We start from the raw sequence: 17,830 nt of genomic DNA, 5'->3' as shown, positions 1-17,830 counted from the left end.
TATGCAGCAGGTTTAAGCGTTACAGCGTCCTTTGCGCGTCATATTTGACGCGCGGCGCTGTAATGCGGTGCGACGATCTCGGTCCCTCACGGGATGAATTATTGTTGACGAAGCGGCGGCTGTCGATATCCCATGGGGGATACGGGGAAGGGGGAGTTCGACGCGGATGCTGGCTCGGGAATCGGCCGATATTTCGGCCTTGATCGGATTGATCGGAACACAGGATTTCGGCGGAGCGCTCGACCGCATGCTGCGCTCGGTCGCAAGCTTCGACCTCTCGGTCGCCTTCGCCTATCCCTATGACAACAGGCCGATCGTGCTGCATGACGGCTATACCGCCAAGGTGTCCGCCAGCGCGCTTGCCGCCTATCTCGGCGGTGCCTATCTGCTCGACCCGTTCTATGTCGCCTGCAGCGGCGATCAGCCTGCGGGCCTGTGGCGCATGCGTGAGCTGGCGCCCGACCAGTTCTTCCATTCGGATTTTTCAAGCTCGGCCGAGGTGCATCCCTGCATCTCGATGGAAAGCGGAGTCCTGGTCGAGGAGATCGGTTTCGTCATTCCGCTCGATGACGGGGTGCAGGCTACCTATTCCCTGATGCGCGGCCGCGGCGGCTCGCCGTTCAGCGACGACGAACTGGAGCGCCTGAGGATCTACGAGCCGATCGTGCGAGAGGCCGTGCGCTCGAACTGGCGCCAGAAAAACCACGCCGCCCCGGCACCACCGAGGGATGACGACGCGATCGAGACCGCGTTCGACAGCCTCTGTGCCGATCGCCTGACCCGGCAGCAACGCAACATCGTGCGGCTGATCCTGCGGGGGCACAGCAACCTGTCGATCGGCAAGACGATGAACATCGCCGAAGGAACCGTCCGCATTCACCGCAAGAACATTTATCGCCGGCTCGACATTTCGAGCCAGGGCGCATTGTTTCGGATTTTCATTGATCATTTGAACCGGCGTCAGCTCTACTGACAGCCGGTTGAGGGCCGCTTCAGGCGGCGTGAGAGGTCGTGTCCTCGTTGAGCAGCGTGTAGATCGCGCTGGCGGAATCGCTCGATCGGATCTTTACCACCATGTCGTGGTCGCGCAATACGCGGGCGATGCGCGACAATGCCTTGAGATGGTCGGCGCCGGCGCCTTCGGGCGCCAACAGCAGGAAGACGAGATCAACCGGCTGGTCGTCGAGGGCTTCGAAATCGACCGGCGTGTCCAGTCGCGCAAAGATCCCGATGATCGAAGGCAGGTTGTTCAGCTTGCCGTGCGGGATGGCAATGCCGTTGCCCACACCCGTGGAGCCCAGCCGCTCACGCTGCAGGATGACATCGAAGATTTCGCGTTCCGGAAGTCCGGTAATCTTTGCCGCTTTAGCCGCCAATTCCTGAAGGAGCTGTTTTTTCGAGTTGGCCCTCATGGCCGGGATGATCGCATTTTGGTGCAGTAGACCTGCCAATGCCATTCTTTTGTCCTCGTTCGCCGGTTAGAGCCGGACAACATCATCACAAATGCGTCGCAATGGCTCTAACCATCTTTGTCTTGGCGGGCGCCATGCACAGAAAAGTCGTACTTTCCGGCCTGTCCGCTGATCCAAGTGGCGGGAGCGCCGACACACCGGCACTCCCTCTTTCCACTCATCCCTTGATATTGGCAGCGTCAATCCAGCCAATATTTCCGTCGTTGCGTCTGTAGACGATATTCAGTTCTGCCTTGCCGGGCGTGCGAAACATCAGGACGGGTTCATCCGTCATGTCGAGCGCCATCACAGCGCCCGCGACAGACATCGTCCTCAATTGTTTCGAGCTTTCGGCGACGATCGTCGGTGCGTAATCCTCGGGGACTTCGTCATCCTCGAACGGCACCGAGTCCATCACTGTGTAAGCCACCTCGGTACCTAGACCGTTACCGTTGTGGTGATCCTTGAGCTTGCGCTTGTAGCGACGAAGGCGCTTTTCGATGCGCTCCGACGCCGCGTCAAAGGCAGCCTGAGGGTCGTTCGCTTGTCCACTCGCCTGCATAACCACGCCCGTATCGAGATGAAGCTTGCAGTCGGCGCTAAAGCGCGGCCCAGACTTTTCCACAGTGACCTGGCTTGAATATCCTCCGTCGAAATATTTGGTAACGGCCTGCTCGATCTGGTCGCCGATGCGGGCGCGGAACGAATCGCCGATTTCCATCTGTTTACCGGATACACGCACACTCATGGAGTTTCCTCTCTCGTTCGTGATTTGCGTAGCCAGTCTATTCCAAGCGGTCCCGTCATCCAAGCCTTTCACGCTTGCGGGAGCCTCTCTGTCGCACCTGCCGGCCGTGCGGCCGCCCGAGGAAGACCGTGTCCTCGGCAATTGCGGCGGGCTCATATCCCCTGCGTCGCGGAGAGTCAATTGTAGGTCGCAAAAAAGTTAACGCGCCTTAACCTAAGCCATCGCCTCGGGCGTGCTTAGAAGCCCGATACTTTGGCCATTGCCCGCTTCTCGCGCCGTCGTTGCACGGACGAGGGGATGTTCATCGCCTCGCGATATTTCGCCACCGTGCGCCGCGCGATATCGACGCCGGCCTGCTTGAGGCTGTCGACGATATCGTCGTCGGAAAGCACCGCGTCGGCCCTTTCCTGCTGGATCATCGTGCGGATGCGGTGACGCACGGACTCTGCCGAATGGCTGTCGCCGCCCTCGGCCGAACCGATCGAAACGGTGAAGAAATACTTCAGTTCAAACAGCCCGCGCGGGGTCAGCATGTACTTGTTCGAGGTGACGCGGCTCACCGTCGACTCGTGCATCTTGATCGCATCGGCAACGGTTTTCAGGTTCAGCGGCCGCAGATGCCCGACGCCATGGACGAGGAATGCGTCCTGCTGGCGAACGATTTCGGTCGCGACCTTCATGATCGTCCTGGCGCGCTGATCGAGGCTGCGGGTCAGCCAGTTGGCGTTCTGCAGGCATTCGTTGAGAAACGCCTGGTCGGCGCTGTTCTTCTCGGTGCCGCGTGACACCGTGGTGAAATAGGCCTGATTGACGAGGACGCGCGGCAGGGCGTCGGGGTTGAGCTCGATGAGCCAGGTTCCGTCAGGCGCCGCCCGCACGACGATATCGGGAACGATCGCCTCGCTGACGCTGGTCTCGAAGCTCGTTCCCGGTTTCGGGTCGAGCTTGCGGATCTCGGCGAGCATGTCGATCAGGTCTTCTTCGTCGACGCCGCAGATCTTCTTGAGGCTGGCGAAATCGCGCCGCGCCAGAAGCTCGAGATTGGCGACGAGGGCCTCCATCGCCGGATCGAGGCGATCGCGAAGGCGCAGCTGAATGGCGAGACATTCGCTGAGTGTGCGCGCAAAGACGCCCGGCGGGTCGAACTGCTGCAGGGTGAGCAGGACGCGCGTAACGTCGGCACCGGATGCGCCGAGGCGTTCGGCGACCTCGTCCAGATCGGCCTGAAGATAGCCCGCCTCATCGAGTTGGTCGATCAGGTTCTGGGCAATCAGCCGGTCGGATGCGTCAGACAGCGCAAAGGGCAATTGCTCCAGAAGCGTCTCGCGCAGGCTCTTGCGGCCGGCAACGAAGTCATCGAAATCGTAGTCGCCGCCTTCGCCGCTGCCCGGCATCGATTTCCATTGGCCGAGCAGCTCCGGCGCGTCGGCGCGTTGCGGCGCCGTGTCGTCTTGGTAGACATTGCCGAAATCCGCATCGAGCTGTTCGTTGAGCCGCTCGCCGCCGGTCGCCATGGCGTTGTCGTAGAGATCGCGCTGGCCGGGCGTGTCATCCGTTCCGCCGAAGTCTTCACCGGATGTTTGCCCCGCGTCTTCGCGGCTGCCGTCCTCGTAGCTCGCACCGAACTCGTCGTCATTGCCGTGAAGCTCGAGCAGTGGATTCTTCTCGACTTCCTGCGCGATGAACTGATTGAGTTCGAGATGCGTCATCTGCAGCAGCTGAATCGATTGCATCAGCTGCGGGGTCATGACCAGCGACTGTGACTGGCGCAGATGAAGGCTGGCCGACAATGCCATGCGGACGTGAAACTCCCGATGAGATCTCCACCGGTCGCGTCATTGCACGGGCCGGTTTTTCATTTGGCCCAAAAATTGCTTATTGGAGGGGTTTGGTCAAGCGCGACCGCGGGGTGAGGTGCCGGATTCGCCCGCGGATCGCGTCAAAGGCTGAAATTATCGCCGAGATAGAGCCGGCGCACGTCCGGATTGGTGACGATATCGTTGGCGCGGCCGTGGGTCAGCACCTCGCCGGCATGGATGATATAGGCCCGGTCGATCAGGCCGAGGGTCTCGCGCACGTTGTGGTCGGTGATGAGTACGCCGATGCCGCGCGATGTCAGGTGCCGCACCAGTGCCTGAATGTCGGCGACGGAAATGGGGTCGACGCCGGCAAAGGGCTCGTCGAGCAGCATGAAGGTCGGGTCGGTGGCAAGCGCACGGGCAATTTCGAGACGTCGCCGCTCGCCGCCGGAAAGGGCAATCGCCGGCGATTTGCGCAGATGCGTGATGTTGAACTCGCCAAGCAGGTCGTTGAGCTTGCTCTCGCGCCGTTCCAGGTTCTTGTCGTGCACTTCCAGCACGGCGCGGATGTTTTCTTCCACCGTCAGGCCGCGAAAGATCGAGGCTTCCTGCGGCAGGTATCCGACGCCGAGGCGGGCACGGCGATACATCGGCATCGTCGTCACGTCGTTGCCGTTGATCTCGATCGAGCCTTCGTCGACCGGCACCAGGCCGGTGATCATGTAGAAGCAGGTGGTCTTGCCGGCGCCGTTCGGGCCGAGCAGGCCAACGGCTTCGCCCCGGCGAACGACCAGCGACACGCCGTTGACCACGCGCCGCTCACGATAGGCCTTGGTAAGGCCGCGGGCGATCAGCGTGCCGTCATAGCGCGCCTTGTCGACCGCGTGACCGGCTGCGGCAGGTGTGGCCGCCGACGGCTTGCGGACGCGCTTGCGCTTGTGAAGGAAGGGGAGTTGCACGAGCGGGTCTACGTCAGTTCTTTTTCTGCGACTTCGGGTCGAGCTGGATCTGCACCCGACCGCCACAGGCTTCGAGCTGCGCTTCACCCGTGTTCATCTGCACATTCAACTGGCAGCCGACGAACACGTTCTTTCCTTCCGACAGAACGACCTTGTCGCCCTTCAATACCAAGGTCTGCTTGGTCATGTCGAACTCGCCGCTGTCGGCGGTTGCCTGCTGGGTGCCGGAGCTGAGGAAGACGCGCTGGCTGACTTCGATGCGGTCGATGTCGGCGTCGCCGCTCGAAACCGAGCCGGCGCCGGACTTGTAGAAGACCGTCATGCTGCCGGCCTGGAGCGTCGTCGTGCCTTGCACGACCTTGACGTTGCCGGTGAAGATCGCCTTGCTTTCCGGATCCTTGATTTCAAGCTTGTCGCTTTCAATCTGGATCGGCTTGTCGTTCGACAATTCGAGGCCCTTCATCTTGCTCGATGTGGCCTGGGCGGCAGCGCCCGAAACAATCATCAATGCGCCGATGCCGGCAACGGCCAGGCTGGCTGAAATCCTGAAAAAAATAGCGGGTCTAACCGACATGGATGCACCAGATCCTAATTCGTGTTCTTGCGAATGGCGGTGGGTTCGAGATTGACCCGCACCATGCCCTCAAATGTTACTATGCGTCCCTTATCCGTCATTCGCAGCCGCTGCGCAATGATCGAACCGCCCTTCATGCTGATCGCAATCGGTTGTTTCGTTTCCATTTCGCCGGCATTGATGTCCAGATAGGCCGACTGGAAGTCGGCGTTGACGCCATTATTCATTGTAATCGTGAACGGGGCGTTCATATCGAGCGTGTTGGCGCCGCGGTCGTAAATGCCGTTGGTCGCGTCCACCGTGGCGATCAGCTTGTCGTTCACCGGCATTTCCGCATGGATCGTCTGCAGCGTGATGATATCAGGATTGGCGATATCCTGCAGCGCGCGCTGCGCCTTCATTGAATAGCTGATGCCCTGTTTGTTGCGACCGGCAATCGCCGGGTTCTGCATGACGATCTTGCCGTCCTCGATCGTTGCGCTATCGAGTTGCAGATCGACCGGCATGAAGGCGCGCACGAAGGAAATCACCGCAAAGATTGCCGCGATGATGCCGGCGACCACAGGCAGAATGATCTTCAAACGTCTGACGCGCGCCGAATGCCGCGCGGCGAGCGCGTAGGCGTCCGAAGAGCTCGCACCCGTATCGGCAAAGAAGCCGGGGGCTGGCGCATGATCTAACATGTGAAGACCTGTTGGTTCCGTTGCTTTTCCGCGGGCCCGCGCGAACCGCATTTTACATACATTCGTGTAAGTCGTCGCAAATATGGATACTTTTTGCCGCCGTACAATGGCGCCGCAAAAAACTTCGTGAAGACAGGAAAACGGCGGGCACGGCTTTTAACCGTGACCGACCGCGTCTATTGAATATGCCACTTGCCGCGCAGATAGCATGTTCCATCGGAAACTGACAGGAGCTGCGCCAACAAATTCGGGAGAACCCACATGGATGAACTTGCCATCGCCGATCGTCGCAGCCTGCGCAGGAAGCTGAGCTTCTGGCGCTGGATCGTCGCCGGCCTGCTCGCAGTCGTGGCTCTGGTAATCCTGTCCTGGTCGGGTTGGGCGGATACCGCAGGGCGCGCCCGTGCTCATGTCGCCCGCGTGAAGATCTCCGGATTGATCCAGGACGATCGCGAGTTGCTGGAGCGGCTGCAGCGGATCGAGGACAACGATTCCGTCAAGGCGCTGGTGGTCACTATCTCGTCGCCCGGCGGCACCACCTATGGCGGCGAGGTTATCTACAAGGCGATCCGCAAGGTCGCCGCCAAGAAGCCGGTCGTTTCCGATATTCGCACGCTGGCCGCCTCAGCCGGTTACATGATCGCGCTTGCCGGTGATACGATTATTTCCGGCGAAAGCTCGATCACCGGCTCGATCGGCGTCATCTTCCAGTATCCTCAGGTCAAGGAGCTGATGGACAAGCTTGGCGTTTCGCTGGAATCAATCAAGTCCAAGCCGCTGAAGGCCGAGCCGTCCCCCTTCCATCCGCCGAGCGATGACGCCAAGGCGATGATCCAGGCGATGATCGACGACAGTTATGGCTGGTTCGTCGATCTGGTCGCCGAGCGCCGCAAGCTGCCGCGCGCCGAGGCTCTCCTGCTTGCCGACGGGCGGATTTTCACCGGCCGCCAGGCGCTTGGCCTCAAGCTTGTCGACAAGCTCGGTGGCGATGACGAAATCCGCACCTTCCTCGCCGACAAGAAAGTGTCGAAGGACCTTCCTGTGGTTGATTGGGAGGCTCCGAGCCACACCCTGCCTTTCGGCCTCGGATCGGCCGTCTCCGAGTGGGTCAAGATGTTGGGATATGACGCTTTTCCGGCCATGAAAGGCCTCGAAAAAATCGGGGGTGACAAGTTGTTTCTTGACGGTCTTGTTTCGGTTTGGCAGGTTGATGCTCAATGAGGATGGCAGCATATGCCCAGCCTAATCCGTGACATGGCCGCCCGCGCCAGGTGAGCGCCGGCCATATTCTTGCGGCAATCACAATGCAGACCGAAAAAGCAAAACAAACAAGAATTTAAGGGGGCGATAGTGATCAAGTCAGAACTGGTGCAGATTGTTGCAGCGCGCAATCCGCATCTCTACCACCGCGACGTCGAAAACATCGTCAACGCGGTGCTCGATGAGATCACAGACGCGCTGGCTGCCGGAAACCGTGTCGAACTGCGCGGTTTTGGCGCTTTCTCGGTCAAGAACCGGCCGTCGCGCTCCGGTCGCAACCCGCGCACCGGCGATTCCGTTTTCGTCGAAGAAAAGTGGGTGCCGTTCTTCAAGACCGGCAAGGAGCTGCGCGAGCGGCTGAACCCGGGCATGAACGGGGACGATGAAGACTGATCATCCCGCCCGATCGTCATGAATCCGGATTGTCCTCATCGCCGCCATGGCCTGTGCGACGATCCGGAAAACTGGAGCGGCTGAATGCTCAAGAAACTGGTCAACATCGTTGTTCTCATTCCGGTCGGCGTCATCCTGATCGTGCTCAGCGTCGCCAATCGCCAGAGCGTCACGCTGGCCCTCAATCCGTTCCGTCCCGAAGACAGCGTCCTGTCCGTCAGCGCGCCGTTCTTTGTTTTCCTGTTTCTGGCGGTCGTCGTTGGTTTGATCCTCGGGGCCGCCGCCACCTGGTTCAGCCAGGGGAAATACCGTCGCCGCGCCCGCAATGAGGCGACCGAGGCGCTGAAATGGCACCGCGAAGCTGAAAAGCAGCGCAGCCAGGCCGAGAAGCTGGCCACCCAGGCGACACTCGCAGCCCCACAGAACTAGGGCATTTCCAGGAAAAGTGCGAAGCGGTTTTCCGTCAGGAAATGCGTAAAAACAGAGAGATAGAGCGTTTCTGCGACTCCGTCTGAATCGGAAACGCTCTACTGCATGTTTCCTTAAATCGTATCCGATTTAAGGACAAAAACATGCAGCGATTCAAAGTGCTACAGCGACCTTTGCGCGTCTGATAAGACGCGCGGCGCTGTAGGGTCGAGGGCGGCTATGCTCTTCAGCCGGCCGCTTCCGCCGGGCCGCCGACTGCGGCGCCGAAATCCGTAAAGAACTGCTGCGCCAGCTTCTTGGCGGTCGAATCGATCAGCCGGGAGCCGAGCTGCGCCAGCTTTCCACCGACCTGGGCCTTGACGTCGTAGCGCAGCAGGGTCTCCGCACCGTCGTCGACCAGGGTTACATCCGCACCGCCCTTGGCAAATCCGGCAATGCCGCCCTTGCCCTCTCCGGAGATCGTGTAGCTCTCGGGCGGATTGAGGTTCGACAGGATCACGTCGCCGGTAAACGAGGCCGAGACCGGGCCGATCTTGATCTTGACCACGGCCGAAAGCTCGGTCGGAGATTTCATCTCGATCGACTGACAGCCCGGGATGCATCGCTTCAAGATTTCCGGGTCGTTGAGGCCACGCCACACGGCATCGCGCGATGCCGAGATGCGTTCTTCGCCGGTCATGTCCATGCGCTTTCCTCCCCTTGACGGTGCCGCGCATCGAACAGGACGCGCGAGGTTGATGTAATCTTTTGAATTCGTTGTACAAACGTGTCCCGGCGTCGGTTCCGGCCGATTAAATTATGGCAGCGTCGCTCCCGCACTGATCTTGGCAAATCGGAAACGGCTTTGCCAAGAGCATGAGCGGTGCTATTTGCACCAACAGAAGACGCCATGCCTCGAAATCCGGGGTGCGGCGGCATACCTCATGGTGCCGGCTCATTCATATCCGATATTCGGGGGAGGGCAGGCGCCTCGTGACAAAACTAAGCCCAGGGATCTCAGCGTGAAGGAAAAGGATCGGCGGTCGAAGAATGCCTCCGTGACGACGGCTAAGGGCCGTGGAGCCGAGGCGCGCGGCGGTGGCCGCCATGAAAAGAAGCGTCCGCCTTTTGCCAAGTCAGGCGATTTCAAGGAACGCGCCGCCGGCCATGCGCCGGCGAAGGCCGCAGAGCCGCGCGAGAAGGCCACACGGGTGCAGCCCGAGAGCGAGGCTTCGGTTCGCCTCATCCCGCGGCGCTCCGGCGACAAGCCGGGCGAGCACATCCCGCTCATTCTCGAGACGTCAGGCGTTTCCGGTTATCACCTGATCGACAGCGGCGCTGGCGAAAAGCTCGAGCAGTACGGACCGTACCGCATCGTGCGCCCCGAGGCGCAGGCGCTCTGGCCGCGAAACCTGCCCGACGGCGTGTGGGCGAACGCGGACGCGATCTTCACTGGTGACACCGACGAGGACGGCATGGGCCGCTGGCGCTTCCCGGGCGCCGTTCTTGGCGAGACTTGGCCGATGCAGCTTCTCGGCACGGATTTCCACGGCCGTTTCACCTCTTTCCGTCATGTCGGCGTGTTCCCCGAGCAGCTTGCCCACTGGAGCTGGGTGAAGGATCAGGTGGAGGCGTCCCGCCGCCCCCTGAAGGTCCTCAACCTCTTCGGTTACACCGGGGTCGCCTCGCTGATCGCGGCCAAGGCCGGCGCCGAGGTCACCCATGTCGACGCCTCGAAGAAGGCGATCGGCTGGGCACGGGAAAACCAGGCGTTGGCGCGCGCGGAAAAGCTGCCGATCCGCTGGATCTGCGACGACGCGATGAAATTCATCCAGCGCGAGGAACGTCGCGGCAGCCGCTATGACATCATCCTGACCGATCCGCCGAAGTTCGGACGCGGTCCGAACGGCGAGGTCTGGCAGCTTTTCGATCACTTGGCCGCGATGCTCGACATCTGCCGCGAAATCCTGTCGCCCGAGGCGAGGGGCCTGGTGCTGACGGCCTATTCGATCCGAGCCAGCTTCTATTCGATCCATGAACTGATGCGCGAGACGATGCGCGGCCGCGGCGGCCGGGTGGAATCGGGCGAACTCATCATCCGCGAAGGCGGCCTCGACGGCCACGAGCCCGGACGGGCGCTTTCGACATCTCTCTTCAGCCGCTGGGTGCCGCAATGAGCAATGACAGAAGCGAACACGGCGCGGGCCGGGTCGGGCAGGTGAAGGAAGTCACCAGCCTCACCAATCCGATCATCAAGGACATCAAGTTGCTGGCGCAGAAGAAGCACCGCGACGAGACGCGGTCCTTCATGGCCGAGGGCTTGAAGCTGGTGATCGATGCGCTCGATCTCGGCTGGAAGATCAAGACACTGATCTACGCCAAGGCGGCCAAGAGCAAGCCGCATGTGGAGCAGGTCGCGGCAAAGACCTTTGCCCGCGGCGGGCTGGTGCTGGAAGTCAGCGAGAAGGTGCTCTCGACGATCACCCGGCGCGACAATCCGCAGATGGTTGTCGGCATTTTCGAACAGCGCTACCGGGCGCTGAAGGAGATCCGTCCGCAGCTCGGCGAGACCTATGTGGCGCTCGATCGCGTTCGTGATCCGGGCAATCTCGGCACGATCATCCGCACGGCTGATGCTGCCGGTGCCGCCGGCATCATTCTCATCGGCGAAACCACGGATCCGTTCTCGCTCGAGACGGTGCGGGCGACGATGGGCTCGGTTTTCGCCATGCCGGTCGTGCGCGCCAGCGCCGACGATTTCGTCAAATGGCAGAAGCAGGCCGGGGTGAAGGTCGTGGCCACGCATCTTGCCGGTTCGGTCGACTACCGGACGATCGACTACAAATCGAAACCGGTCGTGCTCCTGATGGGCAACGAACAGGCTGGCCTTCCTGAAGAACTTGCCCGTGAGGCCGGAGCGCTTGCCCGCATTCCGCAGGCGGGGCGCGCCGATTCCCTCAATCTGGCGATCGCCACCGGCATCATGCTGTTTGAGGCGCGACGCCATCTGCTGGCGCTGGATGCCGGCGCATGACCGAAAAGCAGGTGTTGTTTTCCCGGCCGCTGCCGATCGCGGTCTTCATCGTCCTTGCGCTCGCCGCCGACCAACTGATCAAGTATCTGGTCGAAGCCTATCTGCCGTTCAATGAAGCGGTTCCTGTCGTGCCGATGCTGGCGCTCTACCGCACCTACAACTACGGCGTCGCCTTCTCGATGCTGTCGGGCATGGAAGGCTGGTTTATCGTTGGCATGCGCCTTGTCGTCGTTGCCTTCGTTTTGTGGCTCTGGCGGCGCACGCCGAAGGACAGGTTCTTCGCGCATTTCGGCTATGCCTTGATCATTGCCGGCGCGCTCGGCAACCTCGTCGACCGGCTGATCTTCGGCTATGTCATCGATTATATCCTCTTTCATACGCAGACGTGGTCCTTCGCCGTCTTCAACCTGGCCGACAGTTTCATCACCGTTGGCGCCGGCGCGATCATTCTCGACGAGCTGCTGCAGGCGAAAAAGACCGACGCTTAAGATTTTATCGATGCGCTGAAGCCATTCGGAACGCTTGCCATGTTAACCCGGATGGCATGAGCGAGCCGTCACGATTGCTAGAGCAGATCGAATCCGGTTTCGGTGCGGGAGCCCGAGCCAGTGGTGCGAGACCTGCTGCCGGCATGGCGGATGGCACCAGGGCGATGTCGAAGCCCGCGGCGCCGGCTTACTCCCTGCGCCGCCTGTCGCTGGCATCTCTCGGGGTCATCGCCTCCGGCCTCGTGCTTGCGATCGGTATTGCCGCCGGTCTCTACCTGTTTTCCGCGGCGGTTGCGGCGGCCGGCCTTGCGGGCGTGCTGCTCCTGATAGCCGATGGCATCAGAGCGGTCGACGGCGACAGGCAGAGCGTGGAAACGAGGCAGGACGGCGACTGGGACCGCCTGGAAACCTCGACCCTGCTTTCGACCATTCATGATGCGCTCGGAGACCTTGCGATCATGCGTGGCATGGATGGCAAGATTGTCCACGCCAATGCGGCCTTTCATCGGGCCTGCGGCCTCGACGATGCCAGGGGGCTGACCTGCGCCGCCATCGGCTTGAACTTTGAGCCGAAGATTGAACCCAATCACTACCCCGTGCGGATTACCGCGCCCGAGGGCCTCCGCCTCTACGATTGGCACGACGTCATCGCCCGGGATCCGGCAAGCGGACGGCTGATGCGCCACAGCATCGCGCGAGACGTGACGGAGGAGGCCCGTGCCGCGCGTGAACGCGAAGACGCGCGGCGCCGCGCCGAAGAGGCAAGCCAGGCGAAATCTCGCTTGCTCGCAACCGTCAGCCATGAGATCCGCACGCCGCTTTCCGGCATTCTCGGCATGAGCCACCTGCTCGGCCAGACCCGGCTGTCGAGCGAGCAGAAGAACTATCTGGCCGGCATGCAGCAATCCGGCCGTGCCCTGGTACAGCTTGTCGAGGACCTGATCGATTTCTCGTCGCTGTCGGCTGGGCGGTTCCAGTTCCGCCCCTCGCGACAGGATCCGCGCGCCGTGATCGAGAGCGTCGTCGAGATGCTCTCCAATCGGGCGCATGAAAAGGGCATCGAGATCGGGGCAACCGTGACGGCCGACGTGCCGGCGTTGATGGAGTTCGACGCGGCGCGTCTGCGCCAGGTCCTGTTCAATGTCATCGGCAATGCGGTGAAGTTCACGGAGGTCGGCGGCGTCTTCGTCAGTGCCGACATCGTCGAGGATTGTGTGCGCATCCTCATCGACGACACCGGTCCGGGCATGGCGGGCGACGACCTGAAGCGCATCTTCGACGAGTTCGAGCAGGCCGGTAGTGACGAGCAGCGAGCCAAAGGCACCGGGCTCGGGCTGGCGATCTCGCGTCGGATCATGCAGGCCTGCGGCGGCAGCCTGACGGCATCGAGCGCCCCCGGCCGCGGCAGCCGCTTCGAGATCCGCCTGCCGCTTGCCGAAGTCGAGCGGGTAACGCCGGAACGACGCCTGAGGCTTGCACGATCGCACGTGCTGGTGATGGCGCCGGATGGGCCGGCGTCCGCAGCGCTCTCTGCCACCATTGCCACGCTCGGCGGACGCTGCCACCGGGCAACGACGCTGGCGGCCGCGCAGAATGTCATCTCGGATGTTCTCTCCGGCGGTGCGCCATTGACCGACATCATTGTGGACCATCGCCACGCCGACCAGTTCAAGCAGCTTCTCGCCCTGCAGCCGGCCGTCGCCCGCCTCGACGTCCGCCGGACTTATCTGATCAACCCGGAGGAGCGCAACACTCACCCGGTCGACCAGATGGACGGTTATGAGGCCTGGCTGATCCGCCCCTTGCGCGAGAAGTCGCTGGTCGAAGTGCTGCTTGGGCGATTGAAGGGCATCGAGAAGCGCGACGCCATCAATGACAACCGGCCGATCCTTCGCGAGGAGCCGACGATTGCTCCGGTCAAGTCGAGCCCGCGCGGCATCCTGTTGGCAGAGGACGATCCGGTGAATGCGCTGATCGTGCGCACCGTGCTGGAGCGTGCGGGACAGACAGTCCGGTTGGTGACCGATTTTGGCGCCGTCGATCAGATCCTTTCCGGGGCCGGCGATCAGGCTCAGCCGATGCCGAAACTGATCGTCACCGATCTCAACATGCCGGGCGGCGACGGATTTTCGATGCTGAAACGCCTGCGTGAGAACGAGGCGAGGGGATCGGAACGACGTCTTCCGGTGGTCGTGCTGACATCGGACGCGCGCCTGGAGATCAGGGACCGGCTCGTCGCGGCCGGTGCGGATGTCGTGTTGCCGAAGCCGGCCGATCCGCAGCGGCTGATGGCGGAAATCAGCAGCCTTCTCGAGATACGGTAAGCGCTCAGGTCGTAACGGTATCAACGTCCGAGCGGGGGTTGTATGCCGTTTTTCGTGTCACTATGTTGTTGCAGAAACGTGGTCTAAGCCCGGCAGATATGAATGATTCGGGATGACGCGGATGACGATCGAGCTTCTGGATTCGACGAGCGTGGTAGACACTTCTCAGGCTTGCGTCGGCAAGACAATGACCGCCCCGGCGACCGACGTTCTCGGCCGAATAGCGAACCTTGAGACCCGACTTGCACGCAGCGCATCGGAGATCGATGCGGCGCAGGCGGTGCGTTACAAGGTCTTCGTCGAGGAGATGAAGGCGCAGGTCGGCCCTGATCTCGATCGCCGCAAGCGCGACGTCGATAGCTGGGATGCGATCTGCGACCATCTGCTCGTGCTCGACACGGCGATCGAGGGCGATCCGGAAGATCAGATCGTCGGCACCTATCGCCTGCTGCGCCAGGACGTGGCCGAGCGTGCCGGCGGCTTCTACTCCGCTTCGGAATTCGATGTCGGCGCACTTCTCTCGCGCCATCCCAACAAGCGCTTCATGGAGCTCGGTCGCTCCTGCGTGCTGCCGGATTACCGCACGAAGCGTACGGTGGAGCTGCTCTGGCAGGGCAACTGGGCCTACGCGCTCAGATACGGCGTCGATGCCATGTTCGGCTGCGGTTCATTCCCGGGCGTCGTTCCCGCCGAGCATGCATTGGCGCTTTCCTTCCTTCACCACAATATCCGTGCTCGCGATGAATGGGCCGTCAGCGCCCGCGCCGAACTGCACCGGACCATGGACATGATGCCGGTCGAGGCCATCAATCCGAAGAAGGCGCTGGCCGCCTTGCCGCCTCTGATCAAGGGCTACATGCGCCTCGGGGCCATGGTCGGCGACGGCGCCGTGGTCGATCATGCGTTCCGCACCACCGACGTGCTGATCGTTCTGCCGATCAGCAATATCTCCGGCCGCTACCTCAATTATTACGGCGCGGATGCCGGACGGTTTGCCACGTCAGTATCCTGACAGGCGGTCGACGCAATTAACTAGATATTAAGGATGGGTTTGACTTTCGATCCCGAAAGAGAGACTAGTCTTGTCAAGAAGTGTTTTGGTTTCATGACGAAAGAATAGAACAAATAACGGAGAGAACCGCCAGCTTCACATGAGATTGGCGTATATTGCGCTCTATCTCCATATTATTTTCATCGCAGCGGAAGTAAGTCTTCCATTATGTATTGAGCTCGCCCCCTTTCCCAAGGGTGTCGAGCTCTTCTTTTGTGCGCAGATCCATGCAGTTTCTGCGTCGGCCCGACACACCCTGTTCGCCGATGGAGCAGGGTGTGTCCCGAAACCGGACAGCGGTTGCCGAATTTACATTCCGGCGTTGTAGGCGGCGATTGCGGCCATGTTGACGATGTCGGAATCCTTGGCGGACATCGAAACGATCTGCACCGATTTGTCGAAGCCGACGAGCAGTGGCCCGATAACGGTCGAGCCGCCGAGTTCCTGCAGCATCTTGGTCGAGATCGACGCGGAGTGGAACGCCGGCATGACGAGCACGTTGGCCGTGCCCGAAAGCCGGCAGAAGGGATACTGCTCCATCACCCGCGAATTGAGCGCCACGTCGGCGGCCATCTCGCCGTCATATTCGAAATCGACGCGGCGCTTGTCGAGAATGTTGACCGCCTCGCGGACCCGCTCGGAGCGTTCGCCCAAGGGATGGCCGAAGGTCGAATAGGCGAGCATCGCCACCCTCGGCACGTAGCCCAGGCGCTTGGCGAGACCGGCTGCTTCCTCGGCGATATCGGCGAGTTCTTCGGAAGACGGCATGTCGTGCACGGCCGTATCGGCCACCAGCACAGTCCGGCCGCGGCAGAGCGCGATCGATACGCCGATCACCCGGTGGCCCGGCTTCGGATCGATGCAGCGGCGCACGTCTTCGAGCGCCGTCGAATAGTTGCGGGTGATGCCCGTGACCATGCCGTCGGCATCGCCGAGCGCGACCATGCAGGCGGCAAAATGGTTGCGGTCGTTGTTGATCAGGCGCTGGGCATCGCGGAACAGGTAGCCCTTGCGCTGCAGCCTTGCGTAGAGATAGTCGGTATAGGCGCCGACCCGCTTGGAAAGCCGGGCGTTGACGATCTGGATGCCGGGGCGGTCGAGATCGATGCCCTCGCGCTCCGCCGTCTCGCGCATGCGCTCCTCGCGGCCGAGCAGGATCGCGGTGCCGAGCTGCTGGTTGGCATAGGCGATCGCCGAGCGCATGACCTGCACCTCTTCGCCTTCGGCAAAGACGATGCGCTTCGGCTGGCGCCGGACGCGCTCGTAGATCCGCTGCAGCGTCGAGGCGATCGGATCGCGGCGGGCGGAGAGCTGGCGGCCATAGGCTTCGAGATCGGTGATCGGTTTGCGTGCGACGCCGGTTTCCATCGCCGCCTTGGCAACCGCCATCGGGATCGCCGAGATCAGGCGTGGATCGAAGGGAACCGGGATGATGTACTGCGCGCCGAAGCGCGGACGGTTGCCCTGGTAGGCGGCCGCGACGTCGTCCGGCACGTCTTCCTTGGCAAGGCTTGCCAGTGCTTCGGCCGCGGCGATCTTCATCGCATCGTTGATGGTCGAGGCGCGCACGTCGAGTGCGCCGCGGAAGATATAGGGGAAGCCGAGCACGTTGTTGACCTGGTTCGGGTAGTCCGAACGGCCGGTCGCGACGATCGCGTCGTCACGGATGCGGGCGACTTCCTCCGGGGTGATTTCCGGATCCGGGTTGGCCATGGCGAAGATGATCGGCCGCGGCGCCATCGAGCGGACCATGTCTTCGGACAGCGCGCCCTGGGCGGAAAGACCGAAGACCACGTCGGCGCCGTCGATCGCTTCGGCGAGCGTGCGGCGGTCCGTCTTGACCGCATGCGCCGACTTCCACTGGTTCATGCCTTCGGTGCGGCCCTGGAAGATCACGCCCTTGGTGTCGCAGAGGATGACGTTTTCCGGGTTGAAGCCCATCGCCTTGATGAGTTCGATGCAGGCGATGGCCGCCGCCCCGGCGCCGTTGCAGACGAGCTTCGTCGTCTTGAAGTCGCGGCCGGTCAGCGCCAGCGCGTTGATGAGGCCGGCAGCGGCAATGATCGCCGTGCCGTGCTGGTCGTCATGGAACACCGGAATGTCCATGACCTCGCGCAGCTTCTGCTCGATGATGAAACAGTCCGGCGCCTTGATGTCCTCGAGGTTGATGCCGCCGAAGGACGGGCCGAGAAAACGCACGCAGTTGATGAACTCGTCGACGTTCTCTGTGTCGACCTCAAGGTCGATCGAATCGACGTCGGCAAAGCGCTTGAACAGCACCGCCTTGCCTTCCATGACCGGCTTGGAGGCGAGCGCCCCGAGATTGCCGAGGCCGAGGATGGCTGTGCCGTTGGAAATGACCGCGACCATGTTGCCGCGCGTCGTGTAGTCGTAGGCGGTGGAGGGGTCCGCGGCGATCGCCTTGACCGGTACGGCAACGCCGGGCGAATAGGCAAGCGACAGGTCGCGCTGCGTGGCCATGGCCTTGGTGGGGGAAATCTCCAGCTTTCCGGGACGACCCTGCGAGTGAAAGTCGAGTGCTTCCTGCGCGGTGACGCTCGTCATTGTGCGATCGGTCTTGTCGGTGGCCGGCATGTTTCCTCTATCCTCCTGTGGGCGACCCTATCGGGGCGCCTCTTTATGGTTGTCGTCTATAAT

17 protein-coding genes are annotated in these 17,830 nt (G+C 61.9%); 9 read left to right on the top strand and 8 right to left on the bottom strand.

Features of this window, described 5'->3' with window-relative positions:
- The first annotated feature begins 166 nt into the window (after positions 1 to 166).
- Positions 167 to 973, top strand: a complete 807-nt coding sequence (locus tag AC244_RS11215; RefSeq protein ID WP_053248899.1) for a helix-turn-helix transcriptional regulator — start codon at positions 167 to 169, stop codon at positions 971 to 973.
- Between the two features lie 19 nt (positions 974 to 992).
- Here the strand turns inward: AC244_RS11215 and ptsN are convergent, their stop codons facing one another.
- The 6 genes from ptsN to lptC form a co-directional block, all read right to left on the bottom strand.
- Entirely contained in the window at positions 993 to 1,457 is a 465-nt protein-coding gene (gene ptsN / locus AC244_RS11210; protein WP_053248898.1) for a PTS IIA-like nitrogen regulatory protein PtsN, read from the bottom strand.
- 172 nt (positions 1,458 to 1,629) lie between these two features.
- Complete coding sequence (gene hpf / locus AC244_RS11205) at positions 1,630 to 2,199, bottom strand: ribosome hibernation-promoting factor, HPF/YfiA family (protein ID WP_053248897.1); 570 nt, start codon at positions 2,197 to 2,199, stop codon at positions 1,630 to 1,632.
- A 236-nt stretch (positions 2,200 to 2,435) separates the two neighbouring features.
- The gene (rpoN, locus tag AC244_RS11200; protein ID WP_053248896.1) at positions 2,436 to 3,995 is read right to left on the bottom strand and encodes an RNA polymerase factor sigma-54; all 1,560 of its coding nucleotides are present in this window, start codon (positions 3,993 to 3,995) and stop codon (positions 2,436 to 2,438) included.
- A 143-nt stretch (positions 3,996 to 4,138) separates the two neighbouring features.
- The gene (gene lptB, locus AC244_RS11195) at positions 4,139 to 4,957 is read right to left on the bottom strand and encodes an LPS export ABC transporter ATP-binding protein (protein WP_053248895.1); all 819 of its coding nucleotides are present in this window, start codon (positions 4,955 to 4,957) and stop codon (positions 4,139 to 4,141) included.
- A gap of 13 nt (positions 4,958 to 4,970) precedes the next feature.
- Complete coding sequence (locus AC244_RS11190; protein ID WP_053248894.1) at positions 4,971 to 5,531, bottom strand: LptA/OstA family protein; 561 nt, start codon at positions 5,529 to 5,531, stop codon at positions 4,971 to 4,973.
- 14 nt (positions 5,532 to 5,545) lie between these two features.
- Complete coding sequence (gene lptC, locus AC244_RS11185) at positions 5,546 to 6,214, bottom strand: LPS export ABC transporter periplasmic protein LptC (RefSeq protein WP_053248893.1); 669 nt, start codon at positions 6,212 to 6,214, stop codon at positions 5,546 to 5,548.
- Between the two features lie 261 nt (positions 6,215 to 6,475).
- On the opposite strand from lptC, the gene sppA reads away from it, so the two are divergent.
- From sppA to AC244_RS11170, 3 genes are all read left to right on the top strand, one after another.
- The gene (sppA, locus tag AC244_RS11180; protein ID WP_053248892.1) at positions 6,476 to 7,435 is read left to right on the top strand and encodes a signal peptide peptidase SppA; all 960 of its coding nucleotides are present in this window, start codon (positions 6,476 to 6,478) and stop codon (positions 7,433 to 7,435) included.
- A gap of 129 nt (positions 7,436 to 7,564) precedes the next feature.
- Complete coding sequence (locus AC244_RS11175; RefSeq protein ID WP_025425688.1) at positions 7,565 to 7,867, top strand: integration host factor subunit beta; 303 nt, start codon at positions 7,565 to 7,567, stop codon at positions 7,865 to 7,867.
- Positions 7,868 to 7,951: 84 nt separating this feature from the next.
- Entirely contained in the window at positions 7,952 to 8,296 is a 345-nt protein-coding gene (locus AC244_RS11170) for a hypothetical protein (RefSeq protein ID WP_053248891.1), read from the top strand.
- Positions 8,297 to 8,522: 226 nt separating this feature from the next.
- Here AC244_RS11170 and AC244_RS11165 read toward each other — a convergent pair whose 3' ends face one another.
- Entirely contained in the window at positions 8,523 to 8,981 is a 459-nt protein-coding gene (locus tag AC244_RS11165; protein WP_053248890.1) for an SRPBCC family protein, read from the bottom strand.
- A gap of 316 nt (positions 8,982 to 9,297) precedes the next feature.
- Here AC244_RS11165 and AC244_RS11160 point away from each other — a divergent pair, with 316 nt between their 5' ends.
- The 5 genes from AC244_RS11160 (at position 9,298) to AC244_RS11140 (ending at position 15,133) form a co-directional block, all read left to right on the top strand.
- Positions 9,298 to 10,452: a class I SAM-dependent rRNA methyltransferase gene (locus AC244_RS11160; protein WP_053248889.1), complete on the top strand. Its 1,155-nt coding sequence runs from the start codon at positions 9,298 to 9,300 to the stop codon at positions 10,450 to 10,452.
- On the top strand, positions 10,449 to 11,309 hold the full coding sequence (locus AC244_RS11155) for a TrmH family RNA methyltransferase (RefSeq protein WP_053248888.1): 861 nt from the start codon (positions 10,449 to 10,451) through the stop codon (positions 11,307 to 11,309). Before AC244_RS11160 ends, AC244_RS11155 begins: the two co-directional genes overlap by 4 nt.
- Entirely contained in the window at positions 11,306 to 11,797 is a 492-nt protein-coding gene (gene lspA, locus AC244_RS11150) for a signal peptidase II (RefSeq protein WP_053248887.1), read from the top strand. The genes AC244_RS11155 and lspA overlap by 4 nt, the downstream gene beginning before the upstream one ends.
- Positions 11,798 to 11,853: 56 nt before the next feature.
- The gene (locus AC244_RS11145) at positions 11,854 to 14,121 is read left to right on the top strand and encodes a hybrid sensor histidine kinase/response regulator (protein ID WP_053248886.1); all 2,268 of its coding nucleotides are present in this window, start codon (positions 11,854 to 11,856) and stop codon (positions 14,119 to 14,121) included.
- A 121-nt stretch (positions 14,122 to 14,242) separates the two neighbouring features.
- Positions 14,243 to 15,133 carry a GNAT family N-acetyltransferase gene (locus tag AC244_RS11140; RefSeq protein WP_053248885.1) on the top strand — a complete coding sequence of 297 codons (891 nt, stop codon included), beginning with the start codon at positions 14,243 to 14,245 and terminating at the stop codon, positions 15,131 to 15,133.
- Positions 15,134 to 15,481: 348 nt separating this feature from the next.
- Here AC244_RS11140 and AC244_RS11135 read toward each other — a convergent pair whose 3' ends face one another.
- Positions 15,482 to 17,767 (bottom strand): NADP-dependent malic enzyme, encoded by a 2,286-nt coding sequence (locus tag AC244_RS11135; RefSeq protein ID WP_053248884.1) that lies wholly within the window; start codon positions 17,765 to 17,767, stop codon positions 15,482 to 15,484.
- Positions 17,768 to 17,830: the final 63 nt, after the last annotated feature.

It is taken from the genome of Ensifer adhaerens (assembly GCF_001270265.1).
Lineage (GTDB): Bacteria > Pseudomonadota > Alphaproteobacteria > Rhizobiales > Rhizobiaceae > Ensifer > Ensifer adhaerens_B.
The sequence above is the reverse complement of the archived record's forward strand: the minus strand, read 5'-3'. Positions and strand labels throughout refer to the sequence as shown.

Bases quoted from the DNA above. Each gene is read 5' to 3' on its own strand.
- AC244_RS11145 (WP_053248886.1), top strand. From the start codon at position 11,854: ATGAGCGAGCCGTCACGATTGCTAGAGCAGATCGAATCCGGTTTCGGT.
- AC244_RS11135 (WP_053248884.1), bottom strand. From the start codon at position 17,767: ATGCCGGCCACCGACAAGACCGATCGCACAATGACGAGCGTCACCGCG.
- rpoN (WP_053248896.1), bottom strand. From the start codon at position 3,995: ATGGCATTGTCGGCCAGCCTTCATCTGCGCCAGTCACAGTCGCTGGTC.
- sppA (WP_053248892.1), top strand. From the start codon at position 6,476: ATGGATGAACTTGCCATCGCCGATCGTCGCAGCCTGCGCAGGAAGCTG.
- ptsN (WP_053248898.1), bottom strand. From the start codon at position 1,457: ATGGCATTGGCAGGTCTACTGCACCAAAATGCGATCATCCCGGCCATG.
- AC244_RS11155 (WP_053248888.1), top strand. From the start codon at position 10,449: ATGAGCAATGACAGAAGCGAACACGGCGCGGGCCGGGTCGGGCAGGTG.
- lptC (WP_053248893.1), bottom strand. From the start codon at position 6,214: ATGTTAGATCATGCGCCAGCCCCCGGCTTCTTTGCCGATACGGGTGCG.
- AC244_RS11170 (WP_053248891.1), top strand. From the start codon at position 7,952: ATGCTCAAGAAACTGGTCAACATCGTTGTTCTCATTCCGGTCGGCGTC.
- AC244_RS11140 (WP_053248885.1), top strand. From the start codon at position 14,243: ATGACGATCGAGCTTCTGGATTCGACGAGCGTGGTAGACACTTCTCAG.
- lspA (WP_053248887.1), top strand. From the start codon at position 11,306: ATGACCGAAAAGCAGGTGTTGTTTTCCCGGCCGCTGCCGATCGCGGTC.
- AC244_RS11165 (WP_053248890.1), bottom strand. From the start codon at position 8,981: ATGGACATGACCGGCGAAGAACGCATCTCGGCATCGCGCGATGCCGTG.
- AC244_RS11190 (WP_053248894.1), bottom strand. From the start codon at position 5,531: ATGTCGGTTAGACCCGCTATTTTTTTCAGGATTTCAGCCAGCCTGGCC.
- hpf (WP_053248897.1), bottom strand. From the start codon at position 2,199: ATGAGTGTGCGTGTATCCGGTAAACAGATGGAAATCGGCGATTCGTTC.
- AC244_RS11215 (WP_053248899.1), top strand. From the start codon at position 167: ATGCTGGCTCGGGAATCGGCCGATATTTCGGCCTTGATCGGATTGATC.